Source organism: Candidatus Zixiibacteriota bacterium (genome assembly GCA_035574315.1).
Classification (GTDB): domain Bacteria; phylum Desulfobacterota; class Binatia; order UBA9968; family UBA9968; genus DATLYW01.
Genome location: DATLYW010000017.1, coordinates 19,118 through 42,082, shown reverse-complemented (window position 1 = coordinate 42,082; position 22,965 = coordinate 19,118). Strand labels below are relative to the sequence as shown.

Here is a 22,965-nt window from a genome sequence, read left to right as displayed (position 1 = left end):
TTCATGCTATAGACGGCCGAAAAATGATCCCGAAAAAATGTTTTTTCACCAAAGGCGTCGGCGTGCACAAAGAGAAGCTCGCGTCATTCGAGCTGGCTCTGCGAACCGCGGGACTGGCGTCCTGCAACCTGGTGCTGGTTTCGAGCATCTATCCGCCGAACTGCAAGCGCATCTCCAAGGAGGAGGGCATCAAGCTGTTGCGTCCGGGGGAAATCGTCTTCTGCGTCTACGACCGCGAAAGCACCAACGAGCCGAACCGTCTGGTCGCCGCCTCGGTCGGCGTCGCCATCCCGGCCGACCAGGAGCAGTACGGCTATCTCTCCGAGCACCACTCGTTCGGTGAAACCGAAGAAAAGGCCGGCGAGTACGCCGAGGATCTCGCCGCGAGCATGCTCGCGACCACGCTCGGCATCGAGTTCGATCCCGACACCGCGTGGGACGAGCGCGAAAACCTCTTCAAGATGTCGGGCAAGATCGTCCGCACCACCAACATCACTCAATCCGCCATCGGCAACAAAGACGGGCTGTGGACCACCGTCTTCGCCGCGTGCGTCTTCATCAACGACGACTGACCGCCCCGGGGCTTCCCGCCTGCCCCGGCACGCGGTTTCTATGGGCGAGCCGGCAAGCGTGTAGTCGTCGTATCGGGGCGGCGCGCGGGCCGAGACCTTCGGAGCGCGACCGTTGGGCCGGTGCCTCGCAGGCAGCCGGCCATCCTTAACGCTCCTCGTTTTCTCGCGGCCGACCGGCGAAATAGGCGACGGCGATGCTTACGCCGTAAAGGACGGTGAGCGGCACCATCAGCAGCACCTGCGAGATCAAGTCGGGAGGCGTGAGGACGGCCGCGAGCGCGGCGATCCCGATCAGGCCGTAACCGAAGTAGCGGGTCAGGAAGCGGTGGTCGATCAGCCCGACGCGCGCGAGGAAGTAGGCTGCGACCGGGAGCTGGAACATGATCCCGAAGGCGAGCACGAGGCGTGCGACCAGCGCGAGGTAGTCGGCGGTGTGGATCATCGGCCGCACCCGAATGGCCTCGTAGCGGTGCAGCAGAAAACCGAGCCCGTAACGCAGGACGACCGCGTAGCAGAAGGTCGCGCCGGCGAGAAAGAACAACGATCCGGCGGCCACGAAGCTTCGGGCGTAGGCCTTTTCGTGCGCGTAGAGGCCGGGGGCGACGAACTGCCACGCCTGCCAGAGGAGCACGGGGAGGGCGACGGCCACGGCCGCCACCAGGGAGATCTTCAGTTTCGTGAGGAACGCTTCGGCGACCGCGGTCCCGATCAGGACCATCCCGGGGGCTTGCAGCGCCCGAAGCGGCGCCGCCAGAAGCGAAAAGATCTGCTCCGCGGCCGCGAAGCACCCGACGAAGGCCACCGCAACGGCCAGCACGCACCTGATGAGCCGGGTCCTCAGCTCGTCCAGATGCGCGGTAAACGGCATCTGGACGTCCTGGGGGCGCTCGTTATCCTGCTTTAGGTTCACTTTCCGCCGAGGGGGCCGGGCCGGGGGACTTGATGGAAACCTCGTCGTCGGGAGGGGGCGGAGGAGAGGCGGAATCGATCTCCTGCTCCATCTGGCGGAACTCTTCCTTGAGGTCGTCGGCGGCGCGGCGGAACTCGGCCAGCCCCTTGCCGAGCGCCCTGGCGAGCTCGGGCAGCTTCTTCGGCCCCAGCACGATGAGCGCCAGCGCCAGAATCAGAAGAAGCTCGGGCATGCCGATGCCAAACATCGAAGGCCTCCGACCCCTATTCAGCGAGCTCGCAAGTACGCGGACACCGTATCATGGTGGCTCGCGGCGGAGACCTTCCAGCCAACCGCGGCCGACAGGCCGGAGCCTCGCAGGCCGTCACCCGTTGCTCCGAGGACGTTCCCGCGTTCTTCAGGTCTCGACCCACCTTCGACGGTGTCTACCCGCCAGCTGAGCTGTTAGTAAACTATGCGATTTCCGGGACCTTGGCAAGCAAACGGAACACGGCGGAGCCGAGCCCGCGTGCTGCGCCGCCCGTTCGAACGAGGTTGTCGTTCCCGGGGCCGGATGATAAGCGTAAGTCATGAGCCGCACCGCGATCGTCGTCGACGCCGATTATCTGAAACATGACCCGGGCTTCGGCCATCCGGAGCGTCCGGAGCGCATCGAGGTCCTGCTCGACCTGGGCGAGCAGCTGGATCGGAACCGCTTCGAGCGCCTGCCGCCGCGGGCCGCCAGCCGGGACGAGATCGAGCTCTGTCACGGCCCCGACTACGTCGATCTGGTCGCTTCCACGTCTCGCGCCAACCGCTTCGCCCTCGACGGCGATACGATCACCTGCCGCGATTCCTTCGGCGTGGGCCTGCTCGCGGTCGGCGGTTTTCTCCGGCTGCTCGACGCCGTCGCCGCCGGAGAGTGCCGCAACGGCTTTGCGCTGGTGCGGCCGCCGGGACATCACGCGCTGCGGGACCGGGCGATGGGCTTTTGCCTGTTCAATACGGTCGCCATCGGCGCCCGCTATCTGCAGCGCCGCCACGGCGCCGGTCGAGTTCTGATCGTCGATTGGGACGTGCACCACGGCAACGGCACGCAGGACGCTTTTTACGCCGACCCCTCGGTCCTTTATGTTTCGACGCACCAGTACCCGTTCTATCCGGGCACGGGCGGCGTCGAGGAGACGGGCGAAGGGGAGGGGGAGGGATACACCATCAACATTCCGCTGCCCGCGGGATGCGGCGACGCCGAGTACATCCAGGCGTTTCGGGAAGTGGTGGTGCCCGCCGCAAATCGGTTCCAGCCGGACTGGGTTCTGGTTTCGGCGGGCTTCGATCCGCACCGGCGCGATCCGCTGGGCGGGATGGCGGTGACCGAGGACGGCTTTGCCGCAATGACGCAGATGCTCGTGGGGGTGGCGTCCGAGTTCGCTGGCGGGCGGATGGCCTGCCTGCTCGAAGGCGGCTACGATCTCAGCGCCCTCAGGAACTCCACGGCGGCGGTGCTCGAATGCATGCAGCGCGGCGCCGCGGGCGTAGAGGATTCCTCCGGAGGCACGCCCGGCCGGATTTCGACCGTTCTGCGCAGGATCCGGCAAGTGCGCGAAAAGTATCAGTAAATCTCCTGTCGCTTGACCCTTTCGCCGCTCTGATTTATCTATTAGGGTCATTGCTCCGGACACTGCCGTGAGACAGATCGAGCCGCGTAGAGTCGTCGTGACGGGCCTTGGGCTGGTAACCCCCCTGGGCACAGGTGTGCAAAAAAACTGGGAAGCGCTGGTCGCCGGGCGCTCTGGGATCCGGAAGATCGATCGCTTTGCGGACGTCGACGCCTTTCCCTCGCGCGTGGCCGGGCAGGTGCCCGACTTCCGCGCCGACGCCTTCATCGAGCCGAAAGAGATCAAGAAGATGGATCTGTTCATCCAGTACAGCGTGGCGGCTGCCGCCATGGCGATGGAGGACAGCGGCCTGAAGATCGATCCCGCCGAAGCCGAATCCGTGGGCGTGATCATCGGCGTCGGGCTTTGCGGCATCGAAACGATCGAAGCGACGGAAAAGGCTTACCTTGAAGGCGGGCCGCGAAAGATATCGCCCTTCTTCATTCCCAAGTCGATCTCGAATCTGGCGCCGGGGCAGATCGCGATCCGCTACGGCGCCAAAGGGGTGAACTGGACGCCCACCTCGGCGTGTGCGTCGGGAACCCACGCCATCGGGGAGGCCTTTCACCTGGTCGCGCGCGGGTTGCAGGACGCGGTGATCGCCGGCGGCGCGGAGTCGGCGATCACGCCGCTCGGGGTCGGGGGGTTCAGCGCGATGAAGGCGCTTTCCACCCGCAACGACGAGCCCGAGCGCGCCAGCCGGCCCTTCGACCGCGACCGCGACGGGTTCGTGATCGCTGAAGGGTCCGGCGTTCTCATTCTCGAGGAGCGGGAGCGGGCGCTCAGACGCGGGGCGAAGATCTACGCCGAGATCGTCGGCTACGGGGCCAACGGCGACGCCCATCACATGACCTCGCCCTCTCCCGGCGGCGAGGGCGCGGCGCGCTGCATGCGCCTGGCGCTGAGGGACGCGGGAATCCGCCCCGAGGAGGTCGACTACATCAACGCCCACGGCACGTCGACGGAGTACAACGACGCGAACGAGACGCAGGCGATCAAGGCGGTTTTCGGCGAGCACGCCCACAAGCTGGCCGTGAGCTCGACGAAGTCGATGACCGGCCATCTCCTGGGGGCCGCCGGAGCCGTGGAAGGAATCTACTCGGTGCTGGCGCTCTACCACGGAATCATTCCGCCGACCATCAACTACGAGAATCCTGACCCCGAGTGCGACCTCGACTATACGCCGAATCAGGCCCGCAAAGCGGATCTCCGTGTGGCTCTTTCCAACTCGTTCGGCTTCGGCGGCACCAACGCTTGCATCGTACTGAGGAGGGCTGAATGAGGGATTCGCAGAGGCGGAGCGTGGTGCTCGGGACCGGGTCGGAGGTCCCGTCCAAGGTCATCACGAACCACGATCTGGAAATGATGGTGGACACCAGCGACCACTGGATCACGGTGCGCACCGGCATCAAGGAAAGACGTGTTCTCGAAGAGGGCAAGGGCAACGCGGACATGGCCTTTCACGCCGCGAAGCGGGCGCTCGACGACGCGGGGGTCGCCGCCGAGGAGCTCGACGCGATCATCATGGGAACGGTTACGCCGGACTACCCTTTTCCATCCTCGGCGTGCGTGCTCGAGGACATGCTGGGGGCGCGCAACGCCTTTTCGTTCGACGTCAGCGCCGCCTGCTCCGGCTTCCTCAACGCCATCTCCGTCGCCGATTCGTTCATCCGGATCGGAAAGGTCCGCAAGGTCCTGGTGGTGGGCTCCGACGCGTTGAGCCGGCTGCTGAACTGGCGGGACCGTACGACCTGTATCCTGTTCGGCGACGCCGCGGGCGCGGTGGTCCTCGGCGCCTCGGAGAACGGCTCGCGCGGAATCCTGAGCACGAAGCTCCGGACCGACGGCTCCTACGTCAAAACTCTGTACGTTCCCGCCGGCGGCTCGTTGAAGCCGGCGGCGCCCGAGACCGTTTCCAGGAACGAGCACACCATCACGATGAACGGCAAGGAGGTCTTCAAGATCGCGGTGCGCTCGATGGAGGACGTCAGCCGGGAAGCTCTCGCGGAGGCCGGCGTCTCGATCGAGCAGGTCTCGCTCGTGGTTCCGCACCAGGCGAACCGCCGGATCATCGTCGCGCTGGCCGAGCGCCTCGGAGTGCCGATGGAAAAAGTCGTCGTCAACCTGGACAGGTACGGCAATACGTCGGCGGCCTCGATTCCCGTTGCGCTCGACGAGGCGAGGCGACAGGGGCGGATCCGGGAGGGGGACATCGTGCTGCTCAACGCGTTCGGAGCCGGCTTTGCCTGGGGCGCGGCGGTGATCAGGTTCTAGCGGCGCCGCTACGGTTGATTTGTCGAGGTCCTTTTGTTAAGAGTTTTGATGGCTTAAGCGATATTCAACGCAACTTGCGCGAGGAGGCCGGATGTTCACGGACAAGGTAGAGCTCGAGGATTTCGAAAAACAGGACCCGGAGTATCAGGACCTGCTGCGCAGGGTCCTGGCGATTCAGGCCGATTGCGAGATCGGCGGTCCCAACCTGTACGTCAAGCACATTCTGCCGAACGCCCCGAGCCGGCTCGATCAGCTGATCGTCGCCCGCACCGCGGCCGAGGAGATGGACCACTTCAGAAAGATGGCGAAGCTGGCCGGCGACGTCGGGGTCGACGTCTCTTACGTGCTCAGCTGGCCGAACGAGAAACGCTACGTCGAAGCGTTCCGCGGCACGATCACGACGTGGGAGGATTACGCCGTCTTCGGCTTTCTGATCGACCGGGTGGGCCGCTACCAGCTCGAGGAATTCATCGGCGCCAGCTACCAGCCGCTCGCCCGCCTCGTCGAGGATCCGCAAATCATCCGGGAGGAAGAAGGGCACATCGACTTTGGAACGAACAAGACGGCGGAGTATGCGGCCAAGGGCGGCGAGCACAAGGAACGTATCCAGAAAGCGGTGGATTACTGGTACGTGAAGGGGCTGGACATGTTCGGTAAGTCCGAATCCAAGCGGTCCGAGCGCTACATCTACTGGGGATTGAAGCGGCGCCCCAACGCCGTGGCGCGCCAGCAGTACAAGGACGAGGTCGACGCCCTGCTGCGGCAGATGGGCCTGACCATCCCCGATCCCTACAAGGGCCGGCTCTACCTGTAACAGGGAGCTTGTCATGCAACCGGCACCCAACACCGAAGCACTGGATCAGCAGCTCAAGGAATTTATTCAGGCGATCCAGAACGCCGTCAGTCGGGCGATTCCGCACGTGAAGGACGACGAGAAGCTCGTCGAGCAGGCGATCCACGACTGCCAGGAAATTTTGGACGTCGTCATGGAAGGCAACGTCGCGGAGTGGCTCCGGAACTGACCGTCCAGAAGAACACCGATTAAGCTGGCCGTCATCGAAGGCGCCGACGAGAGCGCTTTCGCCGCGTCTCGGTCCGATCGCAACCCTGAAGAGGCAGGAGCAAGGTTCCTTTGAACATCGTCGTTTGCGGCAAGGTCATTCCGGCCAGCACCGTTACCATCGAGATCGATCCCGCCACGAAGCGGATGGTCCGCAAGGGGGTCGCCCACGAGCTCGATCCGGCGGCGGCGTGCGCCGTCGAGGAAGGGCTCCGGCTGGTCGAAAAGCACGGGGGGACCGTCACGCTGATCACCATGGGCATCGCCGACGCGACGATCGGCATCCGCAACGCCCTGGCCATGGGAGCGACCTCGGCCGTTCACATTCTCGACGACGCCGTCGCCGGCTCGGACACGCTCGGGACCGCCAAGGTGCTGGCGGCGGCGATCAAGAAGCAGCCCTTCGACCTCGTCCTGTGCGCCACGGAGAGCAGCGACAGCTACTCGGGGATCGTTCCCGGGCAGATCGCTTTTCTGCTCGGCGTGCCGCCCTTGAGCTTCGCCAAGGAAATCGCGGTGGAAGGGGACAGGATCACGATCAAGCGGCAGAGCGAGTCGGGTTTCGACGTGGTCGAGTCGACGCTTCCGGCGCTGGTCGCGGTGAGCAGCGGGATCAACGAGCCGAGATACCCGCAGCTCAAGGGGATCATGGCGGCCAAGAAAAAGGAGATCAAGGTCTACACCGCGGCCGATCTCGGCTTGAGCCCCGACCAGGTGGGCGAGAAGGGCGCGAAGGAAAAGGTGCTGACGATCGGCCGGCCGCCGAAGCGCCAGGCGGGGAAGATCGTGACCGACGAAGGAGACGGCGGCAGGCAGATTGCGGATTTTCTGGCCGAAATCAAGGTGATTTGAGTGGCGGACGTCATCTGGGTTTACGCGGAATTGAGCGACGAGCGGGTTTCTCCCACCACGCTCGAAATGCTCGCCAAGGCGGCGGAGACGGGAAAGGCCGAGGCGATCCTTTTGGGCCCGGCACCCGATGACGCCCCCGCCACTCTGGCGAAGTACGGGGCCTCCAAGATCTACCGCTGCGCCGATCCGGTCTACCGCGATTACCTGACGCTCCCGGCGGCGCAAACCGTCGCCGAGCTGATCGAGAAGCACCGGCCGGCCGTGGTGCTGTTCGCCTCGAGCTACGGCGGGCGTGACCTCGCCGCGAATCTGAGCGCGAGGCTGGACTGCGGGGCGATCAGCGACGTCGGGGATTTCACCCTGAAGGACGGAAGCGTCGAGGCGACGATTCCGGCGCTGGGCGCAAGCTATCTGAACACGAGCACGCTGGTCGGCTCCGGGCCCAAGCTGCTCCTCGTCCGGCCGAAATCCTTCGAGCCGAAGGTCAACGAGCAACCTCTCGTCATCGAGGAGGTCGCGGCTCCGGCGGACGCCTCCCTGCGCAAGGCTCGCGTGAAGGAAAGGGTCGCGGTGCGGCGCGAGGGGCCGCAGCTCGACGGGGCGAAAACCATCGTCTCGGGTGGGAGGGGGCTCAAAGGGGAGGAAAATTTCGCCATGCTCAGGGAGCTGGCGGAGTTGCTCGGCGGCGCCGTCGGCGCCACGCGGGCGGCCGTCGACGCGGGGTGGGTTCCCTATGCGATGCAGATCGGTCAGACCGGCAAGACCGTCAAGCCCGACCTCTACATCGCGTGCGGCATCTCGGGGGCGGTGCAGCACCTTTCGGGAATGAAGACCTCGAAGTACATCGTTTCGATCAACAAGGATCCGGACGCTCCCATCTTCCAGTACTCCGACTTCGGCGTGGTCGGAGATCTCTTCAAAGTCGTTCCCCAGCTCATCGAAGAGCTCAAGAAGCGCAAGGGCGCCTGACGCGATTCCCTTCGGGTCAGCAAGGCGTCCGGGACCGCGGTGGATATCGCGGCCCGGGTGCGCTAGGTTGAAGCCATGAAGCCGGTATTCGTGGACGGCATCGGTATCACCAGGTTCGGAAAGGATCCGAGGCCCCTGCCGGCGATCTTTTGCGACGCCGCCCGGCAGGCCCTGGAATCCGGGCGCTGCCAGGACGTCGATGCGATCTTCATCGGTGTCATGGCGGCCGAGGAGTTCACCGGCGACGGCAACATCGCGTCGTGCATCGCCGACGCGCTGGGCTTGACCGGTCGGCCGGCGGTGCGCATCGAGACCGCCTCCTCGAGCGGCGCCGCGGCGCTCTACGCGGGGGTTCAGGCGATCGCGTCGGGCTGCCACCGCCGCGTGCTGGTGGTCGCCGGCGAAAAGATGACCCACTTCGGGACGCGGGCGGCGACGCGGGTCCTCGCGGGCGTGCTCGACCGCGAGGAACGCCAGTGCGGCGCGACGATGCCGGCACTGGCGGCGATGATCGCCGAAAAGTACCGGCAGCACTTTCGCCTCTCCCGGTCGCGCATGGAAGCGATGCTCTGCGCCGTCGCGCTGAAGAACCACCTCAACGCGTCGCACAATCCCCTGGCACACTTCCGGAACGCGGTGACGCGCGAGATGTATCTCGCGAGCGACTTCGTGGCCACCCCGCTGCGGCGTTTCGACTGCGCTCCGATCACCGACGGCGCGGCCGCGCTCGTGCTGACCGCCGAGAGGACCGATGTGCGCCTGTCCGGGATCGGGCAGGGAACCGGGCCGGTGAGCATGGCGGAAAGAGAGACCTTCGTCTCGTTTCCGGCCACTCGCATCGCGGCGGCACGGGCCTACCGCATGGCGGAGACCTCGCCCGAAGGCATCGACATCGCGGAGGTCCACGACGCCTTCACCCCGTTCGAGATCATCTCCACCGAAGATCTCGGCTTCTTTCCTCCGGGAAAGGGGGGCGAGGCGGCGCTCGCCGGGAAGACCGCGCTCGACGGACCTCTACCGGTCAACGCCTCGGGCGGGCTGAAGGCGCGCGGCCATCCGGTCGGAGCGAGCGGCCTGGCTCAGGTCGTCGAGATCGCCAAGGCGCTGCGCGGGCACGGCGCGGGCAACCGTGAGTTCATGCGGGGGCTGGCGCAGAGCACCGGGGGGCTGGCGACGAACAACTTCGTTACGATCCTGGAGCGCGCCGGGGCCCGCGCGGTGCACAGTCCGGGGCTTCCGGCCGCCCTCGAAGTCCCGGTGGACCGTCCGAAAAAGGCTCCCCGCCGGGAGCCTGCGGGCAGCGAAGGGGAGATCGAGACGTTCACCGTGCTTCACGTCACCCCGGAAGGCTTCAGTCCGCCGCTGGCGCTGGCCTTGATCCGCGACCACGCCCGCCGGTTGGTCATCGCCCAGGGCAAGGACAGCCGCCAGCTGAAGATCGGCCGCGAGGTCTACCTCAGGCGCGGCGACGGTTTCTACGTATTCAAGGTCAAGAGCCGGCTGGAAATCGCAAAGGAAGCGGTGCGAAAGCTGCTACAGCGGGGCCTGCGCTGGCGCCGTCCGCGCCTGGGCGAGCTGCCGACGTAGGACCGGCCGAAGGGCCGGTGGTTCAAGCCGTTCAACCGCTCCGCAAACCGCAAGCCAGCCTACCGCCGGCCAGGCGGTTGTTGAAAACTATGACCGTGGTTCCTCCCGGTAGTGGCCGAGGGCGTCCATCACCGGTTTGTCGGACATCACGAAAAGGATCGCCGGATCCTTCGACCGGTTCTCGTGACTGTGATGGCGCCAGTGGGGAACGACGAAGGAGTCGCCCTTCTCCCATTCGTAGCGCCGTCCGTCGATCACCGTGGCGCCCGCGCCCCGGTAAACGTGGTAGATGGCGCAGGAGGTGTGGCGGTGGGCGCGGGTTCGTTCCATCGGGCGCAGCATCTGGATCTGGCATGACATGGTCGGGAGCGTCGGTCCCCCGGTGAGCGGGTTGGCGTATTCCAGCACGATTCCGTCGTACGGGTCGCCCGGCTGTTCCCCGACCTTGCTCAGGGCGAGCTCGGTCGCCTCCCACCGGTAGCAATAGGCCGGCGGCTGCGGCGAGTTCGGCCGGACCCAGGCGGGGCGCAGAGCGCCCACGGTCGCCGGCGTGAATCCCTCCGGCCGGGTGACCGGCTGCTTTTTCCGCGGATCGGGCTCGTGGAAGTCGGTTTCGAGAAGACGCACGAGAGGCGCGTCGAGGCCGTCGAGCCACAGCATGGTTTCGCCGCCGTGGTTCTCGTGGTCGTGCCACGTCCAGCTCGGGGTCGTCACGAAATCGCCTTCGCCGATCTCGAACGCTTCCCCCTCGACGATCAGGCGCACGCCGTGCCCTTTCAGGATGAAACGGATCGCGCCGGCCATGTGCCGATGGGAAAGAGCCTGCTCGCCCGGCTTGAGCATCTGGAGGTTGAGAACCATCGTGCGGGACGTGCCGTTCTTGAGGGAGGGATTGCGCAGCTGAATGACGCGGCGGAAGGAGAGATCGAGCCCGACCACCTCGCCGGCTTTCTCGATGGCGGCGAAGAGGTCTTTTCCTTTCCACAGGCAGGGCTCGTAGGAAGGAACGGGCTCGCGATAGACGTCGCCCTGGACGTTCTGCCAGTAGCCCCTGAAGTTCTTGAGCTCCAGCTCCTCTTCGAACGCCTTCAGCGCGTCGGCCATAACGCACCTCCGCAGGCTCCAACCGCCTAAGTAGCCCAACCGGCCCGGCCGTTGCAACCCCGACCCGGACGCGAAAGGCCGGCGCTACTCGACCGGTTTTACCGTGATCATGTTCGTGGTTCCGGCCTGGTGCAGCGGCAGGCCGGCGGTGATCGCCACGAGGTCGCCGCGCTTGACGAGCCCGAGCTGCAGCGCCTTTCTCTGCGCGATGCGCAGCATCACGTCGGTGCTTTTGAACGAGCCGACCTCCACCGGATAGACGCCCCAGACCAGGGAGAGCGTCTTGACCGTTCGCGGCTCGGGGCTGATCGCGACGATGGGATGGGGAGGCCGGTAGCGGGCGATCATGCGCGCGGTGCTTCCCGAGGAAGTCGGGATCAGGAAAGCCTTGACCTGGAGATCCCGCGCCAGGGAAATCGCCGCGAAGCTGATCGCCTCGGGGATGCTCTTCTTGCCGGCGGCGAACTCGTAGCGAGGCTCGAGAATGTGCTCGGTCTCCTCGGCGACCTGGGCCATCGTGCGCGTCGCCTCCACCGGGTAGTCGCCGGCGGCGGTCTCCTCGGAGAGCATCAGCGCATCGGTGCCGTCCAGCACCGCGTTGGCGATGTCGGCCACCTCCGCGCGCGTCGGGCGCGGATTCTGCACCATCGAGCGCAGCATCTGCGTGGCGGTGATGACGGGCTTGCCGAGGCGGTTCGCCTTGCGGATCATCATTTTCTGCATGGCCGGGATCCGCTCGGGGGCGATCTCCAGCCCGAGATCGCCGCGGGCGACCATGATGCCGTCGACCTTCTCGAGAATCGCGTCGATGTGGTCGAGCGCCTCGTGCTTTTCGATCTTGGCGATGATCGGGATCGCGGCGCCGTGTTTTTTCATCTCGCGCCGGGCGTAGACGACGTCGTCGGCGCTGCGCACGAAAGAAAGGGCCACCAGGTCCACCCCGTGGCGGATGCCGAACTCGAGATCCTGCTTGTCGCGCCGGGTGAGGGAGCGGACGTCGAGGTTGCTCCGCGGAAAGTGGATTCCCTTGTGCGAGCCGAGAATTCCGCCCACGACCACCCGGCAGTGCACCTCCCGCTCGCCGACGCGGATCGCCTCGAGCTCGATCTCGCCGTCGCCGATCAGGATCGGATCGCCTTTCTTCAGGCCGCGCGCGAATCGCGGGTAGTCGACCGATACCGCCGTCTCCGAGCCGAGAATCTTCCGCGCCGTAAGGACGAACGGCCTGCGGCTCTGCAGCCGCACTCGGTCGCCCGCGACGGGGCCGAGACGGATCTTCGGCCCCGGGAGGTCCTGAAGGATCGCCACCGTACGGCCGGCCGCGGCGGCGATCTGGCGAATCTTCCGGATGGTCCGCTGATGGAAGGCGTAGTCGCCGTGGCTGAAATTCAGCCGGGCCACGTCCATTCCGGCGTGGACGAGCGCCTTGAGCACGCGATCGGAGGCGCTTGCCGGGCCGATCGTGCAGACGATCTTTGTTCTGCGCATTTTCCTTAATCTACATGAGCTTCGGGAGGAATCAATTAGCTCGAACCGCCTGAGGGCGAAGACCGGAGACCGAAGACCGACGACCGGGAAGAACAGGAAGCGGAAACCAGGAACCGGAAACCGGAAGCCGTCGCAAGGGCCGGCTCAGATGCCGGAGCCGGCGCGCTTCAGACGCGGGTCGAGGAGATCGCGCAGCGCGTCGCCGAGCAGATTGATGCCCAGGACCGTGATGAAGATGCAAAGACCGGGGAAGAGGGGCAGCCACCACGCGGTGCTGATGTAGATCCGCGAATCGGCGAGCATCGTCCCCCAGGTGGGAATTTCGGGAGGGACGCCGACGCCGAGAAAGCTCAGGCTGGCTTCAGCGATGATCGAGGAGGCCATGGCGAACGTTCCGATCACCAGCGACGTCTGGACGAGGTTGGGGATGATGTGGCGAAGGATAATCTTCGCGCTGCCGGCGCCCAGGCACCGCGCGGCGACGACGAACTCGCGCGACCTCAGGGAGAGCGTCTGGCCGCGAACCACGCGGCAGTACGGGATCCAGCGCTGGGCGGCGAGCGCGAAGATCAGGTTCCCGAGCCCCTGGCCGAGAAAGGCCATGATCGTGATCCCGAGCAAAAGGGGCGGAAACGCCCAGACCACTTCCACGAGTTTCTGGATGACGAAGTCCACCTTGCCGCCGAAATAGCCCGAGACCGCTCCCAGGCCGACGCCGATCAGCCCCGAGATGAAAACCACCGCGAACGCCACCAGCAGCGAGACCCGGGCGCCGTGGATGACGCGGCTCAGGATGTCGCGTCCGAGGTTGTCGGTACCGAGCACGTGCGCCGATCCCAGGCCCTCGGGTGCCTTCAGCATCGCGGTGAGCTCCTGGCGGTTGGGGTTGTGGGGCGCTACCGCCGGGCCGGCGATGCCGACCGCGATGAAGATCAGGACGATCACGCCGCCGGTCCAGGCCTTCACCGGGAGCCGGGACAGGATCCCGGCGGGCGCGCTAATATCGGATGCGAGGGTCAACGACCGCATAGAGAGCGTCGATGATCAAGTTGATGAGCACGAAGGCCGCCGTGTAAACCATGACCAGACCGGTGACCAGCGGATAATCGCGCGCGTTGAGCGCCGAGATGAGCAGGCTCCCGCTTCCCGGCCAGGCGAAGACCGTCTCGACGATGATCGAGCCGCTGAGCAGCGTTCCGAGCTCGAGCCCGACCACGGTGATGACCGGGATCAACGCGTTGCTGGCGGCGTGCCGCCAGATGACGGCTCTCTCCGCCAGGCCCTTGGAGCGGGCCGTGACGACGTATTCCTCGTTCATCACCTCGAGAACCGCCGAGCGCGTGACGCGCATCAGGATTCCCAGCATGTTCACCCCCAGCGCGAGCGCCGGCATGAAGACGTGCGTGAGCGCATCCCAGACCGCGGCCGCGTTCCGTTGCAGGAGGCTGTCGATCAGGTAAAAACCGGTGATTTCCGGCCCGGCGACGCCGTAGGTGCTCCGGCCAGAGGTGGGCAGGATGTTGAGCGTTCCCGCCAGCAGCAGGATCAGCATGATCGCCAGCCAGAAGCTCGGCATGCTGATGCCGAACAGGCCGAACGTCGTACCGAGATTGTCGATCCAGGAGTTGGGCTTCGCCCCCGCCCAGACTCCGAGCGGGATCGCCAGCAGCACGGCGATCACGATCGAGCAGAGCGCCAGCTCGACGGTCGCCGGCAGACGCTGCCGGATCACTCCGCTTACGGGTTCGCCGAACTTGAACGACGTGCCGAAATCTCCCGCAAGCGTCGAGGCGAGAAATTTCAGGTACTGCACGTACAGGGGGCGGTCGAGCCCCCAGTGCTCCCTCGCCCGGGCGACCGCCTCCGCATTGGTCTCTTCGCCGAGGAGCATGAGCGTGGGGTCGCCCGGTGCCGCGTGGATCAGGCCGAATACCAGAAGGCTGATGAGGAGGATGACCGGGACGGTGCCGAGCAGTCGGCTCGTCAGGTAAGCGGCCATTTCGACAAGTTTCTCCAGCCGCCTCGGGCCGGCGCTCCGCAGGCCGGGGGCGGCTTGCCGCGCGAACCGCGACGGCGCTCCGGGCGCTACCTGGTGACCTTCATGTCGATTCCGTAGATGCGGCCGTCGGGCAGCGGCTTGTAATCGACGCGCTTGTGGAGCCCCCAGAGCAGCTTGTGGCGCCACATGAAGCACGCCGGCGCTTCCTCGGTCAGGAGGCTCATGGCCTGCGACAGATACTGCCGGCGCTTCTTCGGGTCGAACTCGGCCTGCTCTTTGTCCAGCAGCTCATCGAGCTTCGGATTGGAATAACCGATCCGGGGCGTGTCGCCGGTGTGGAAATACTGATGCAAGGCGGCGCTCGGGTCCTGCACCGAGCCTCGGCCCATATAGTAGAACGGCACCAGTCCCTTCTGCACGTTCGCCCAAAGCGTCGGCCACTCGGGCGTGAGCAGCCGGGTGCGGATGCCGACGGCGTTCAGCATCGGGACCATCGCCTCGGTGATCTGCTTGTCGAGCGTGTAGCGCCCGACGGGGGTTTGCAGCTCGACGTCGACGCCGTTGGGATAGCCCGCCTGCGCGAGAAGTTTTTTCGCCTTCTCCGGGTCGTAGTTCATCTTCGGCTTCAAGTTCGGGTCGTAGCCGTACTGCCCCGGTCCGATGGGGCCGTCGAGGCGGCTGGCGAAGCCTTCCAGGAGCGTCTTGATGATTTGATCGCGGTTGATCGCGTGACAGACGGCCTGACGGACCTCCTTTTTGTCGAAGGGTGGCTTGGGCTGCATCGCCAGGAACATGATCTCGATCGAGTCGACCGGCGTGATCCGGAGATTCGGCGCTTTCTCGACACGGTGGCGGAGATGCGGCGGGATGAATTGCGCGATCTGGATTTCGTCGTTGAGCAGCGCGGTGACCCGTTGCTCGGTCTCGCGCATCACCCGGTAAACGATCTCGTCGGGGGCGCGCGGGTTTTTCTTCGCCTCCGGATGGTCCTTGCGCTTGGCGATGACCAGGCGCTGCCCCGGCACCAGCTCTTTCAGGCTGTACGGGCCGCCGCCCAGCATGTAGTTGCGATCCGCCGCGTCGCGCCCGTGCTTGTCGAAGATCGCCTTGCTGGTGACGATCAAGCGGTCGCAGACGAACGACAGCAGCGGCGCCGCGGGCTTGTCGGTGATGAACTTGACCGTGTAGCGATCCACGGCTTCCGCCTTCACGATCGGGCCCGCCACGGACGCTTTTTGTTTGCTCTGGGGATCGCCGATCACCCGCCTCGTCAGCGAGTGGACGACGTCGTCGGCGGTGACGGGCGAGCCGTCGTTAAACTTGTAGTTCTTGTTGAGATAGAAGACCCAGATGGTCGGACTTTCGACCTTCCAGCGTTCGGCGAGCCGGCCTTCGAAATCGCCCTTGACGTAGTTGTAGGTGCAGAACGGGCCGGTGACCTCGCTCCAGATCCCGTAAAGGAGCGAGACGCTGTCGCCGTAGGGGTTGTGGGTTTCGATCGTCTCGGTGACGCCGATGGAAACCCGCGTTTGCGCCGCGAGGGGCGCGGCAGCGATCAACTGAAACGCCAGGACCGCGGATAGCGAGATTTTAACGAACGTCTGCATAGCGCCCTCCCGGAGCGAAGCCGGGGCCGCGCCCGATCGAGGGCCGCTTGCCCGCCTCGACGGGATGATTCGCCGCCGCCCGGGAAAGCCTGCCGTTCACCGGCGCCGGTGCACCCCGGCCGCGCATGTTCTTCGATGCCTCTTGTATCCTCAGCAATTCGGGTGTGTCAAGCGAGCGCGCTGCGGTGGGGTGAGGAACGGAGGCCGCAGAGAGCGCAAGGACACGAAGAGGGAAATCGATTGTCCTTCATCCTCTCCGTGGTAAGATATGCCCCGCGGCCTTCATGGAACCAAAACCACTTTTCTTCGGCATCGAGATTCCCCAGTTCTTCTTCGACGGCCCGGTCGACGTGGAGCATGTGCGGAAGTTCACGATCCGGGCGGAAGCGCTCGGCTACGACAGCCTCTGGCTCCAGGAGCGGATCGTGAGCGACTTTTCCATGCTCGAGCCGGTGAGCTTGTTGAGCTATGCCGCGGCGATCACCGACCGGGTCCGCCTCGGGGTCTCTGTGGTGTTGCTCACGCTCCGCAATCCCCTTCAGCTCGCGAAAAGTATCGCCACCCTCGACTGCATGAGCGGCGGGCGAGCGGTCCTGGGCATCGGCCTGGGAGGCGGCCATCTCGGATCGCACGAGGAGATCTTCGGCTACGGCCGCGAGCGGCGGGTGCGGCGCTTCACCGAGGCGGTGGCGATCCTGAAGCTTCTCTGGACCGAGCCGAGGGCCAGCTTTCATGGAACGTTCTGGAGCTTCGATGGCGTACCCATGGAGCCCAAACCGGTGCAGAAACCGCACGTGCCGATCTGGTTCGGCGGGCACCACGAGAACGCGCTCAGGCGCGCGGTCAGGTACGGCGACGGCTGGATGGGCGCCGGCTCGTCCTCGTCGTCGGCGTTCGTCCGCGAGTCGTCGCGTATCCGCGATCTTCTCGAGCAAGCCGGCCGCGATCCGGAGACCTTCGCGGTCTCCAAGCGCGTCTACCTGGCGGTCGACGACGACAGGCAGCGGGCGGAGCGGCGCCTGCGGGAATGGTTCGGGCGCCGGTACGGCAATCCGGATCTCGGCCCGAAAGTCTGCGTCTGGGGCGGCGTGCGCGAGTGCACGGAAAGAATCCGGGAGATCGTTCGGGCGGGAGCGCGCGGCATCGTTTTCAATCCGATGTTCGACGAGATGGAGCATCTGGAGATCTGCGCCGCGGAGATCGCCCCGCATCTGTCGAGCGTTTAGCCGGCCGCCGATGGCGATCGGCGGTCCAACCACGGCATCCGATCCTGGTATCTCGACGGAAGACGGCTCGAGGTCGGGGGTTCGAGGTTCGAAGTCGGGACCGGAGACCGAGGACCGAGAACGGGCGAGCTCGGCGGATTGCGAATCGCGAAAAAACTGGTCTCGGCCTGAATGGAGCGAAGCGGTTGAACGGCTTGAACGATCTTTCCGCTCAGAAAATTCGAATCGGCATCGCCCTGGGCGAATTGCTGTCCGAGGCGGGCTCGCCTGCCGAGCTGTTGCGCGTCGTCGACGATTGCGAGCGGTGGGAGATCGACTCCATCTGGGTCAGCGACCGGATTGCAGCGCCGCAGCCGACCCCTGAACCGGTGGTCCTCCTTTCCTTTCTGGCTTCGCGCCTGAAGCGGATGAAGCTGGGGACGAGCGCCCTCGTGCTTCCCACGCGGCAGCCCGTGACCCTCGCCAAGGAACTCGCGACGCTCGATCTTCTCTCGGAAGGTCGACTCCTCCTGGTGGCAGGCTTGGGCGCGGACGACTCGCGCGATTTCGAGGCGACGGGAGTGCCCAGAGAAGAGCGCGGGCGGAGAGCGGATGAGGCGATCGCTCTCATGAAGCGACTGTGGACGGAGGAGAACGTGACGTTTCGAGGTCGCTTCTGGTCAACGACCGGGCTTACGCTGGTTCCCCGCCCCTATCGCCGCGAAGGCATCCCCCTCTGGACCGGCGGGAGGAGCCCGGCGGCCCTGCGGCGCGCGGGCCGGCTGGCCGACGGGTGGCTCGCTTCCCGCGTGACGCCGCGGGAGATCGAGGCTGGAATTCAGGCGATTCGCGTCCACGCGGCCGCCGCCGGGCGTTGCATCCCCGGAGACCATTACGGCGCGCTGGTGCCGTTTTGCTTCGCGAAGAGCGTAGCTGAGGCGTCCGCCTGTGCGGCGCAGGCGCTTCGCGACCGGCCGGATGCAGCTCTTGGCGACTACGCGGCGCTCGGCCCGCCGGAGCGCGTCCGTGAAAAACTCGAGGAGTATGTGCGCGCGGGAGCCACGAAGTTCGTCATGCGCCCCGCCGGGCCGAAGGGTAGCGCGCGGGATCAGATAAAGACGCTGGCCGAGACGATCCTTCCCGTCCTACAGACCCCCGCCTGAGCGAATCCCGGCGCATCAGGTGCGCCACGGCTCGTAGACGATCGCGTTCTTGATCGCCGCGTCTATCTGACCCGCCATCGGGTTGCGGATCTCCTCGGCGATGTGACCCATCACCCCGAGGGTGCGGCCGATCAGGGCAAACGCCTTGGTGATCTGCCAGGGAAAGCCCATGTCGAGCGCGATCGCGGCGATGGCGCCGGTCACGTTGACGGGAATGAGCCGCTTTCTCCTTTCGCCGGCCGCCTTCGAAAGCTTCTGGATCAGCTCGCAGTAGCGGCCGTAAACTCCGGTCTCCCGGGCGATCGCAAAGAGGGTCTCGGCTCTGGGGTCGCCTTCGGCGTGGGTCCGGTGGCCGATCCCCGGCATGCGCTGCTTGCGGGCCGAGTAGTCCTCGACGATCGAAGCGGCGACCTGATCGAGGTCGAGATCGTCGCGCTCCGGGGGCAGCGCCTCCACCAGCATCTTCGCGGACCACTCGGAGGAGCCCAGGTGGACGCTTCCGGCGCCGCACAGAGCCGCCGCCACGGCCGCCTGGATCGCCTCGGGGGCGCAGTGGTAGACCAGCCGGGCGGCGATCACGTGGGAAACCATCCCGTGCTCGACGAGGATGATGAGCAGGGCGTCGAGCATCCGCGCTTCGTTCGGCGTCGGGAGGCGGCCGCGAAGAATTAGCGACGTCATGTCGGTGAATGTGATCTTGCCGACGAGATCCCTGTTGAGGTCGTAGCCGCGCACGAGGATACGGTGCAGCTCGGCCTTGCCGATTCCGGTAACGATCCTGGGTTGATCCGCCATTGGGTTCTCCCTTCCTGAAATTCTCGCTCGATATTAGGCGGGCCCGCGACGAGGGTCAAACGGCGCCATCGGCGGCGCGGTTCTTGAACGATTCACAGGCGGCTGTTATAGGCATAGAAAAGCCGCGAACCGGATTCCGGCGCGGGAAAGCACGCCGGAGCGGCGGGCAGCCCCATGAACGACTACGTGAAAGAGCACTACGATTTTCCGCTGACGCGCAAAAGCGAGCACAAACCGCTGACCGGGATCCGGGTGATCGACGCCGGCAACATGGTGGCAGCGCCGTTCGCGACCGTCCTGCTGGCTGATTTCGGGGCCGACGTCATCAAGATCGAGCATCCGAAGTACGGCGACGGGCAGCGCAAGCTCGAGCCGATCAAGGACGGGATTCCGCTCTGGTGGAAGGTGGTCTCGCGCAACAAGCGCTGCATCACGCTGGACCTGGGAAAGCCCGAGGGCGCCGAGCTCTTCAAGCGGCTGATCAAGAACCGGGACGTGGTCGTGGAGAACTACCGGCCGGGAACCCTGGAGCGGTGGGGGATCGGCTACGACGTGATCCGCGAGATCGAGCCGCGCATCGTGCTGCTGCGGATCTCGGGCTTCGGCCAGACCGGCCCTTACAAGAACCGCGCGGGGTTCGGCCGCGTCGCGGAGGCGATGAGCGGTTTGACGAACCTGATCGGCGAGCCGGACGGGCCGCCGATGTCCCCCGGTTACCCCCTCGGAGACCTGATCGCGGGCATCTTCGGCTCCCTGTCGGTGATGATGGCCCTGTACTACCGCGACGCGCGCGGCGGCGAAGGGCAGGTGATCGACCTCGCCCTGTACGAGGCAGTCTTCCGCCTGCTCGATTTCGATCCGATCCAGTACGATCAGATGAAGACCGTGCACACGCGGACCGGCAACCGGGTCGCCTACGTGGCGCCGAGCTCGATGTTCAAGACCAAGGACGGCAAGTACCTGACGCTGGCCGCGAGCACGCAGAACGTCTGGGTGAGGTTGGCGAAGGCGATCGGCCGGGAGGAGCTCACGACCGATCCCAAGTTCATCGACAACCCCGCTCGCGTCGAGCATTCGGCGGAGATCAACGGCATCGTCGGCGAATGGATCGAAAAGCACACGCGCGAGGAAGTGATCCGGCGGTTCGACGAGTACGAGGTGGCGTATTCCGCGGTGTTCGACATGGAGGACGTCTTCCGCGACGTTCAGTACCGGGCGCGCGAAGCGATGGTGCGCGTCCCGGACCCCGAGCTCGGCGAGGCGGTCGTGCAAAACGTCGTGCCCAAGTTCTCCAGGACGCCGGGCTCCGTGGATTTCCTGGGCCCCACCCGGCTCGGCGAGCACAACGAGGAGATCTACTGCGGGGAGCTGGGCCTCTCCAGGGACGACCTCCGGCAGCTCCGGGAAAAGGGGATCATTTGAGGCGGCAAAATTTTCCCGCCCTCTAGGCGCCGCCCCCGAGCCTTCAGCCGCTTCTTCTGACAAATTTGTCCGCTCCTGATCGTGTTTGGGACGGTGGAACGCGTGCTTCCCCGGGAATCCATCGATCCGAAGCGAAGTTGCGTTTTTTGCGCATTCGGCATCGCTTTTGCCTAGCGTCGCTCGAAGGCTTTTCATGAGTCGCTATGGGAGCCGAGGCGGCCGGGGTGGGAAGAGGCTCGCATCGGCATCGCCGCCTGCCAGCGTACATTCCGGCCGGCCGAAAGGTTGCAGTGTTCGATGGATGGAGTGATCCGAGCCTTGATGCGTCCCGGTGATCGCCGCGCAGGACACGGAACGAGCCGGGCGGCCTTTTTCTCCCCAAGCCCGGGCGGCCCGAGCCGGAACGGCGGCCCGGGTTGGGCCGCCGGGATACGCTCGATCTGGCGCCAGTCCACCTTCGGAACGGTGACGGTCACGGGCAAGATCACCGCGTGGTATCTGATCCTCGCGATCGCGCCGATCCTTGCGATCGGCTTCATCGCCTATCAGAACAGCCGCACCACCCTCGAGCGCGAGATCAAGAGCAAGCTCAACGCGGTGGCCGACGACAAGTCGGAGACCCTCAGGGGCTGGCTGAAGGAGCACGCCGCCGACGTCAACCATATCGCGCAGAGCATCGCCGTGAGGGACTTGCTCTCGCCGAGCTTCCGGATCGTCTATCCCAATCTGACTGCGAAAACGGCCGAAGAGAGGATCCGCCGGGTACGCGATCTCATAACGGTCGTGCAGGAAACCAACGCTCCCTACGTCGACATACTCATCCTCGACCAGGGCGGGACGATCGTGCTCTCCAGCTCGAGGATTCTCGAGCAGGAGGGCGGCCGCGTCCGGGAGGTCGATCTCACCGCAGTGGACAAGAGCGTCCCGTTCGTCAGCTCGGTCTTTTACTCGTCCGCCGCGCAGCAGCACGTTTTCATGATGGGAAGCCCGGTGCACGACAACAACGCCAACGTCGTCGGCCACGCGGTTCTCGAGGTTTCGCTTCGTCCGATCCATGCCCTGGTGGAGCAGCGCTCCGGCCTGGGCGAAACCGGAGAGGTGCTGCTGATCGACCGCGATCACAGCATGATCACCCAGTCCCGTTTCAGCGAAAAACCGACGATCCTGGAGCGGGTGGGGCTTCCCGCGGAACTGGAGGGAGCTTTCGAAAGGAAAGTCGAGCTGTTGACCTACGCCGACTACCGCTCGGTGCCGGTGATGGCGTCCGTGCGGCCCGTGCCCGAGCTGAATTCGATGCTGATCGCCAAGATGGATCAGGCCGAGGGCTTCTCCCCGGTCACGAGTCTGCGCCGCTCGGTTTTCCTGATGATCGTTCTCGCCATCATCGTCGCGTCGTGGGTCGCGCTGCGCGTCGCCGAGATCACCACCCGGCCGATCGTGAGGGCGCAGGAGCTCGAACGGCTCAAGGCGGATTTCACCGCGATGGTGGTGCACGATCTCCGCTCGCCCCTCGCCAACGTCATCCTCGCGGTCCAGATGATCAAGGAGGGCGTTTTCGGCCCCGTCAACGACGAGCAGCGGAGATGGCTGGTCAAGGTGGAAGCTTCCAGCCGGGAGCTGGTGGACTTCGTGAGCAACTTCCTCGACCTGTCCAAGATCGAGGCCGGCCGTCTGGAGCTCGCGCGCGAGGCGGTGAACCTCGAGGATATCGTCCGCGGCACGCTGGAGAGCTTTCTCCTGCTGGCCGGAGAGAAGAAAATCCGGCTGGAGACCCGGATCGAGCCCGGGCTGCCGGTCTTCGAAGCGGACCCCCGCCGCGTGGGCCAGGTCCTGACGAACTTGTTGAGCAACGCGGTGAAGTTCACCGCGGAGGGAGGGCGAATCGAGGTGGGAGCGCGCCGGCACGGGGGCGAGATCGAGGTCTGGGTGAGCGATACCGGCGTGGGCATAGCCCGCGAGGACCTCGGCCATCTTTTCGAAGTGTACCGCCAGGCGGCCGGCGGCAGGCATTCGACCGAGGCGGGCACCGGTCTGGGCCTGGTGATCTGCAAGATGATCGTGGAGGCGCACGGGGGCAGGATCGACGTGGAGAGCGAGGAAGGAAAGGGAAGCACCTTTCGATTCTGGCTCCCGGCGAGCCCGGAACAGAGCAGGCGCTGGAGCTGCGGCGCCCCGCTTTCACCCACGGCGTGAGCCTGACGAGAACGGCGCGAACGTTTCGGCCCGCTCACCGCGTCCGCCTTCTTCGTTTTAAGAACCTCCGAGCTCGATTTCCCAATTTCTGAGAAACAACGGTCCGGCTCGAGGCTGCGTTCAGAGGA

The 22,965-nt window shown here is 65.6% G+C and carries 21 protein-coding genes; 13 read left to right on the top strand and 8 right to left on the bottom strand.

What is annotated here, in order from left to right:
• Positions 1-23: 23 nt before the first annotated feature.
• Positions 24-572 (top strand): arginine decarboxylase, pyruvoyl-dependent, encoded by a 549-nt coding sequence (locus VNN77_05525; protein ID HXG50854.1) that lies wholly within the window; start codon positions 24-26, stop codon positions 570-572.
• Between the two features lie 145 nt (positions 573-717).
• On the opposite strand, the gene tatC is transcribed toward VNN77_05525, so the two are convergent.
• Positions 718-1,440, bottom strand: a complete 723-nt coding sequence (gene tatC / locus VNN77_05520; protein HXG50853.1) for a twin-arginine translocase subunit TatC — start codon at positions 1,438-1,440, stop codon at positions 718-720.
• Between the two features lie 22 nt (positions 1,441-1,462).
• Positions 1,463-1,729, bottom strand: a complete 267-nt coding sequence (locus tag VNN77_05515) for a twin-arginine translocase TatA/TatE family subunit (protein ID HXG50852.1) — start codon at positions 1,727-1,729, stop codon at positions 1,463-1,465.
• 322 nt (positions 1,730-2,051) lie between these two features.
• Between VNN77_05515 and VNN77_05510 the strand changes: the two genes are divergently transcribed.
• From VNN77_05510 to VNN77_05475, 8 genes are all read left to right on the top strand, one after another.
• Positions 2,052-3,080: a histone deacetylase gene (locus VNN77_05510; GenBank protein ID HXG50851.1), complete on the top strand. Its 1,029-nt coding sequence runs from the start codon at positions 2,052-2,054 to the stop codon at positions 3,078-3,080.
• A gap of 76 nt (positions 3,081-3,156) precedes the next feature.
• Entirely contained in the window at positions 3,157-4,401 is a 1,245-nt protein-coding gene (gene fabF / locus VNN77_05505) for a beta-ketoacyl-ACP synthase II (GenBank protein ID HXG50850.1), read from the top strand.
• Positions 4,398-5,393: a beta-ketoacyl-ACP synthase III gene (locus VNN77_05500; GenBank protein HXG50849.1), complete on the top strand. Its 996-nt coding sequence runs from the start codon at positions 4,398-4,400 to the stop codon at positions 5,391-5,393. Before fabF ends, VNN77_05500 begins: the two co-directional genes overlap by 4 nt.
• A 91-nt stretch (positions 5,394-5,484) precedes the next feature.
• Positions 5,485-6,207, top strand: coding sequence for a Phenylacetic acid catabolic protein (locus VNN77_05495; protein ID HXG50848.1), 723 nt, complete (start codon positions 5,485-5,487; stop codon positions 6,205-6,207).
• Between the two features lie 13 nt (positions 6,208-6,220).
• Complete coding sequence (locus VNN77_05490) at positions 6,221-6,415, top strand: hypothetical protein (protein ID HXG50847.1); 195 nt, start codon at positions 6,221-6,223, stop codon at positions 6,413-6,415.
• Between the two features lie 110 nt (positions 6,416-6,525).
• Positions 6,526-7,305 carry an electron transfer flavoprotein subunit beta/FixA family protein gene (locus tag VNN77_05485; protein HXG50846.1) on the top strand — a complete coding sequence of 260 codons (780 nt, stop codon included), beginning with the start codon at positions 6,526-6,528 and terminating at the stop codon, positions 7,303-7,305.
• Positions 7,306-8,274 (top strand): electron transfer flavoprotein subunit alpha/FixB family protein, encoded by a 969-nt coding sequence (locus VNN77_05480; protein HXG50845.1) that lies wholly within the window; start codon positions 7,306-7,308, stop codon positions 8,272-8,274.
• A 75-nt stretch (positions 8,275-8,349) separates the two neighbouring features.
• Complete coding sequence (locus tag VNN77_05475; protein HXG50844.1) at positions 8,350-9,861, top strand: beta-ketoacyl synthase N-terminal-like domain-containing protein; 1,512 nt, start codon at positions 8,350-8,352, stop codon at positions 9,859-9,861.
• A gap of 87 nt (positions 9,862-9,948) precedes the next feature.
• Here VNN77_05475 and VNN77_05470 read toward each other — a convergent pair whose 3' ends face one another.
• The 5 genes from VNN77_05470 to VNN77_05450 all read right to left on the bottom strand — a co-directional run bounded on the left by VNN77_05470 (position 9,949) and on the right by VNN77_05450 (position 16,059).
• A complete protein-coding gene (locus tag VNN77_05470; GenBank protein ID HXG50843.1) occupies positions 9,949-10,965 on the bottom strand; it encodes a cupin domain-containing protein in 1,017 nt (338 codons plus the stop codon).
• 84 nt (positions 10,966-11,049) lie between these two features.
• Positions 11,050-12,453 carry a pyruvate kinase gene (gene pyk / locus VNN77_05465; protein ID HXG50842.1) on the bottom strand — a complete coding sequence of 468 codons (1,404 nt, stop codon included), beginning with the start codon at positions 12,451-12,453 and terminating at the stop codon, positions 11,050-11,052.
• Positions 12,454-12,597: 144 nt separating this feature from the next.
• On the bottom strand, positions 12,598-13,482 hold the full coding sequence (locus VNN77_05460; protein HXG50841.1) for an ABC transporter permease: 885 nt from the start codon (positions 13,480-13,482) through the stop codon (positions 12,598-12,600).
• Entirely contained in the window at positions 13,451-14,452 is a 1,002-nt protein-coding gene (locus VNN77_05455) for an ABC transporter permease (protein HXG50840.1), read from the bottom strand. The genes VNN77_05460 and VNN77_05455 overlap by 32 nt, the downstream gene beginning before the upstream one ends.
• An 86-nt stretch (positions 14,453-14,538) precedes the next feature.
• On the bottom strand, positions 14,539-16,059 hold the full coding sequence (locus VNN77_05450) for an ABC transporter substrate-binding protein (GenBank protein ID HXG50839.1): 1,521 nt from the start codon (positions 16,057-16,059) through the stop codon (positions 14,539-14,541).
• Between the two features lie 284 nt (positions 16,060-16,343).
• On the opposite strand from VNN77_05450, the gene VNN77_05445 reads away from it, so the two are divergent.
• Together VNN77_05445 and VNN77_05440 are read left to right on the top strand one after the other, a co-directional pair.
• Positions 16,344-17,285, top strand: coding sequence for an LLM class flavin-dependent oxidoreductase (locus tag VNN77_05445; GenBank protein HXG50838.1), 942 nt, complete (start codon positions 16,344-16,346; stop codon positions 17,283-17,285).
• Positions 17,286-17,470: 185 nt separating this feature from the next.
• Positions 17,471-18,427: an LLM class flavin-dependent oxidoreductase gene (locus VNN77_05440; GenBank protein ID HXG50837.1), complete on the top strand. Its 957-nt coding sequence runs from the start codon at positions 17,471-17,473 to the stop codon at positions 18,425-18,427.
• A gap of 15 nt (positions 18,428-18,442) precedes the next feature.
• Here the strand turns inward: VNN77_05440 and VNN77_05435 are convergent, their stop codons facing one another.
• Positions 18,443-19,222, bottom strand: coding sequence for a citryl-CoA lyase (locus tag VNN77_05435; protein HXG50836.1), 780 nt, complete (start codon positions 19,220-19,222; stop codon positions 18,443-18,445).
• 174 nt (positions 19,223-19,396) lie between these two features.
• Between VNN77_05435 and VNN77_05430 the strand changes: the two genes are divergently transcribed.
• Positions 19,397-20,644, top strand: coding sequence for a CoA transferase (locus VNN77_05430; GenBank protein ID HXG50835.1), 1,248 nt, complete (start codon positions 19,397-19,399; stop codon positions 20,642-20,644).
• A gap of 465 nt (positions 20,645-21,109) precedes the next feature.
• Positions 21,110-22,837 carry a sensor histidine kinase gene (locus VNN77_05425; protein ID HXG50834.1) on the top strand — a complete coding sequence of 576 codons (1,728 nt, stop codon included), beginning with the start codon at positions 21,110-21,112 and terminating at the stop codon, positions 22,835-22,837.
• Positions 22,838-22,965 lie beyond the last annotated feature (128 nt).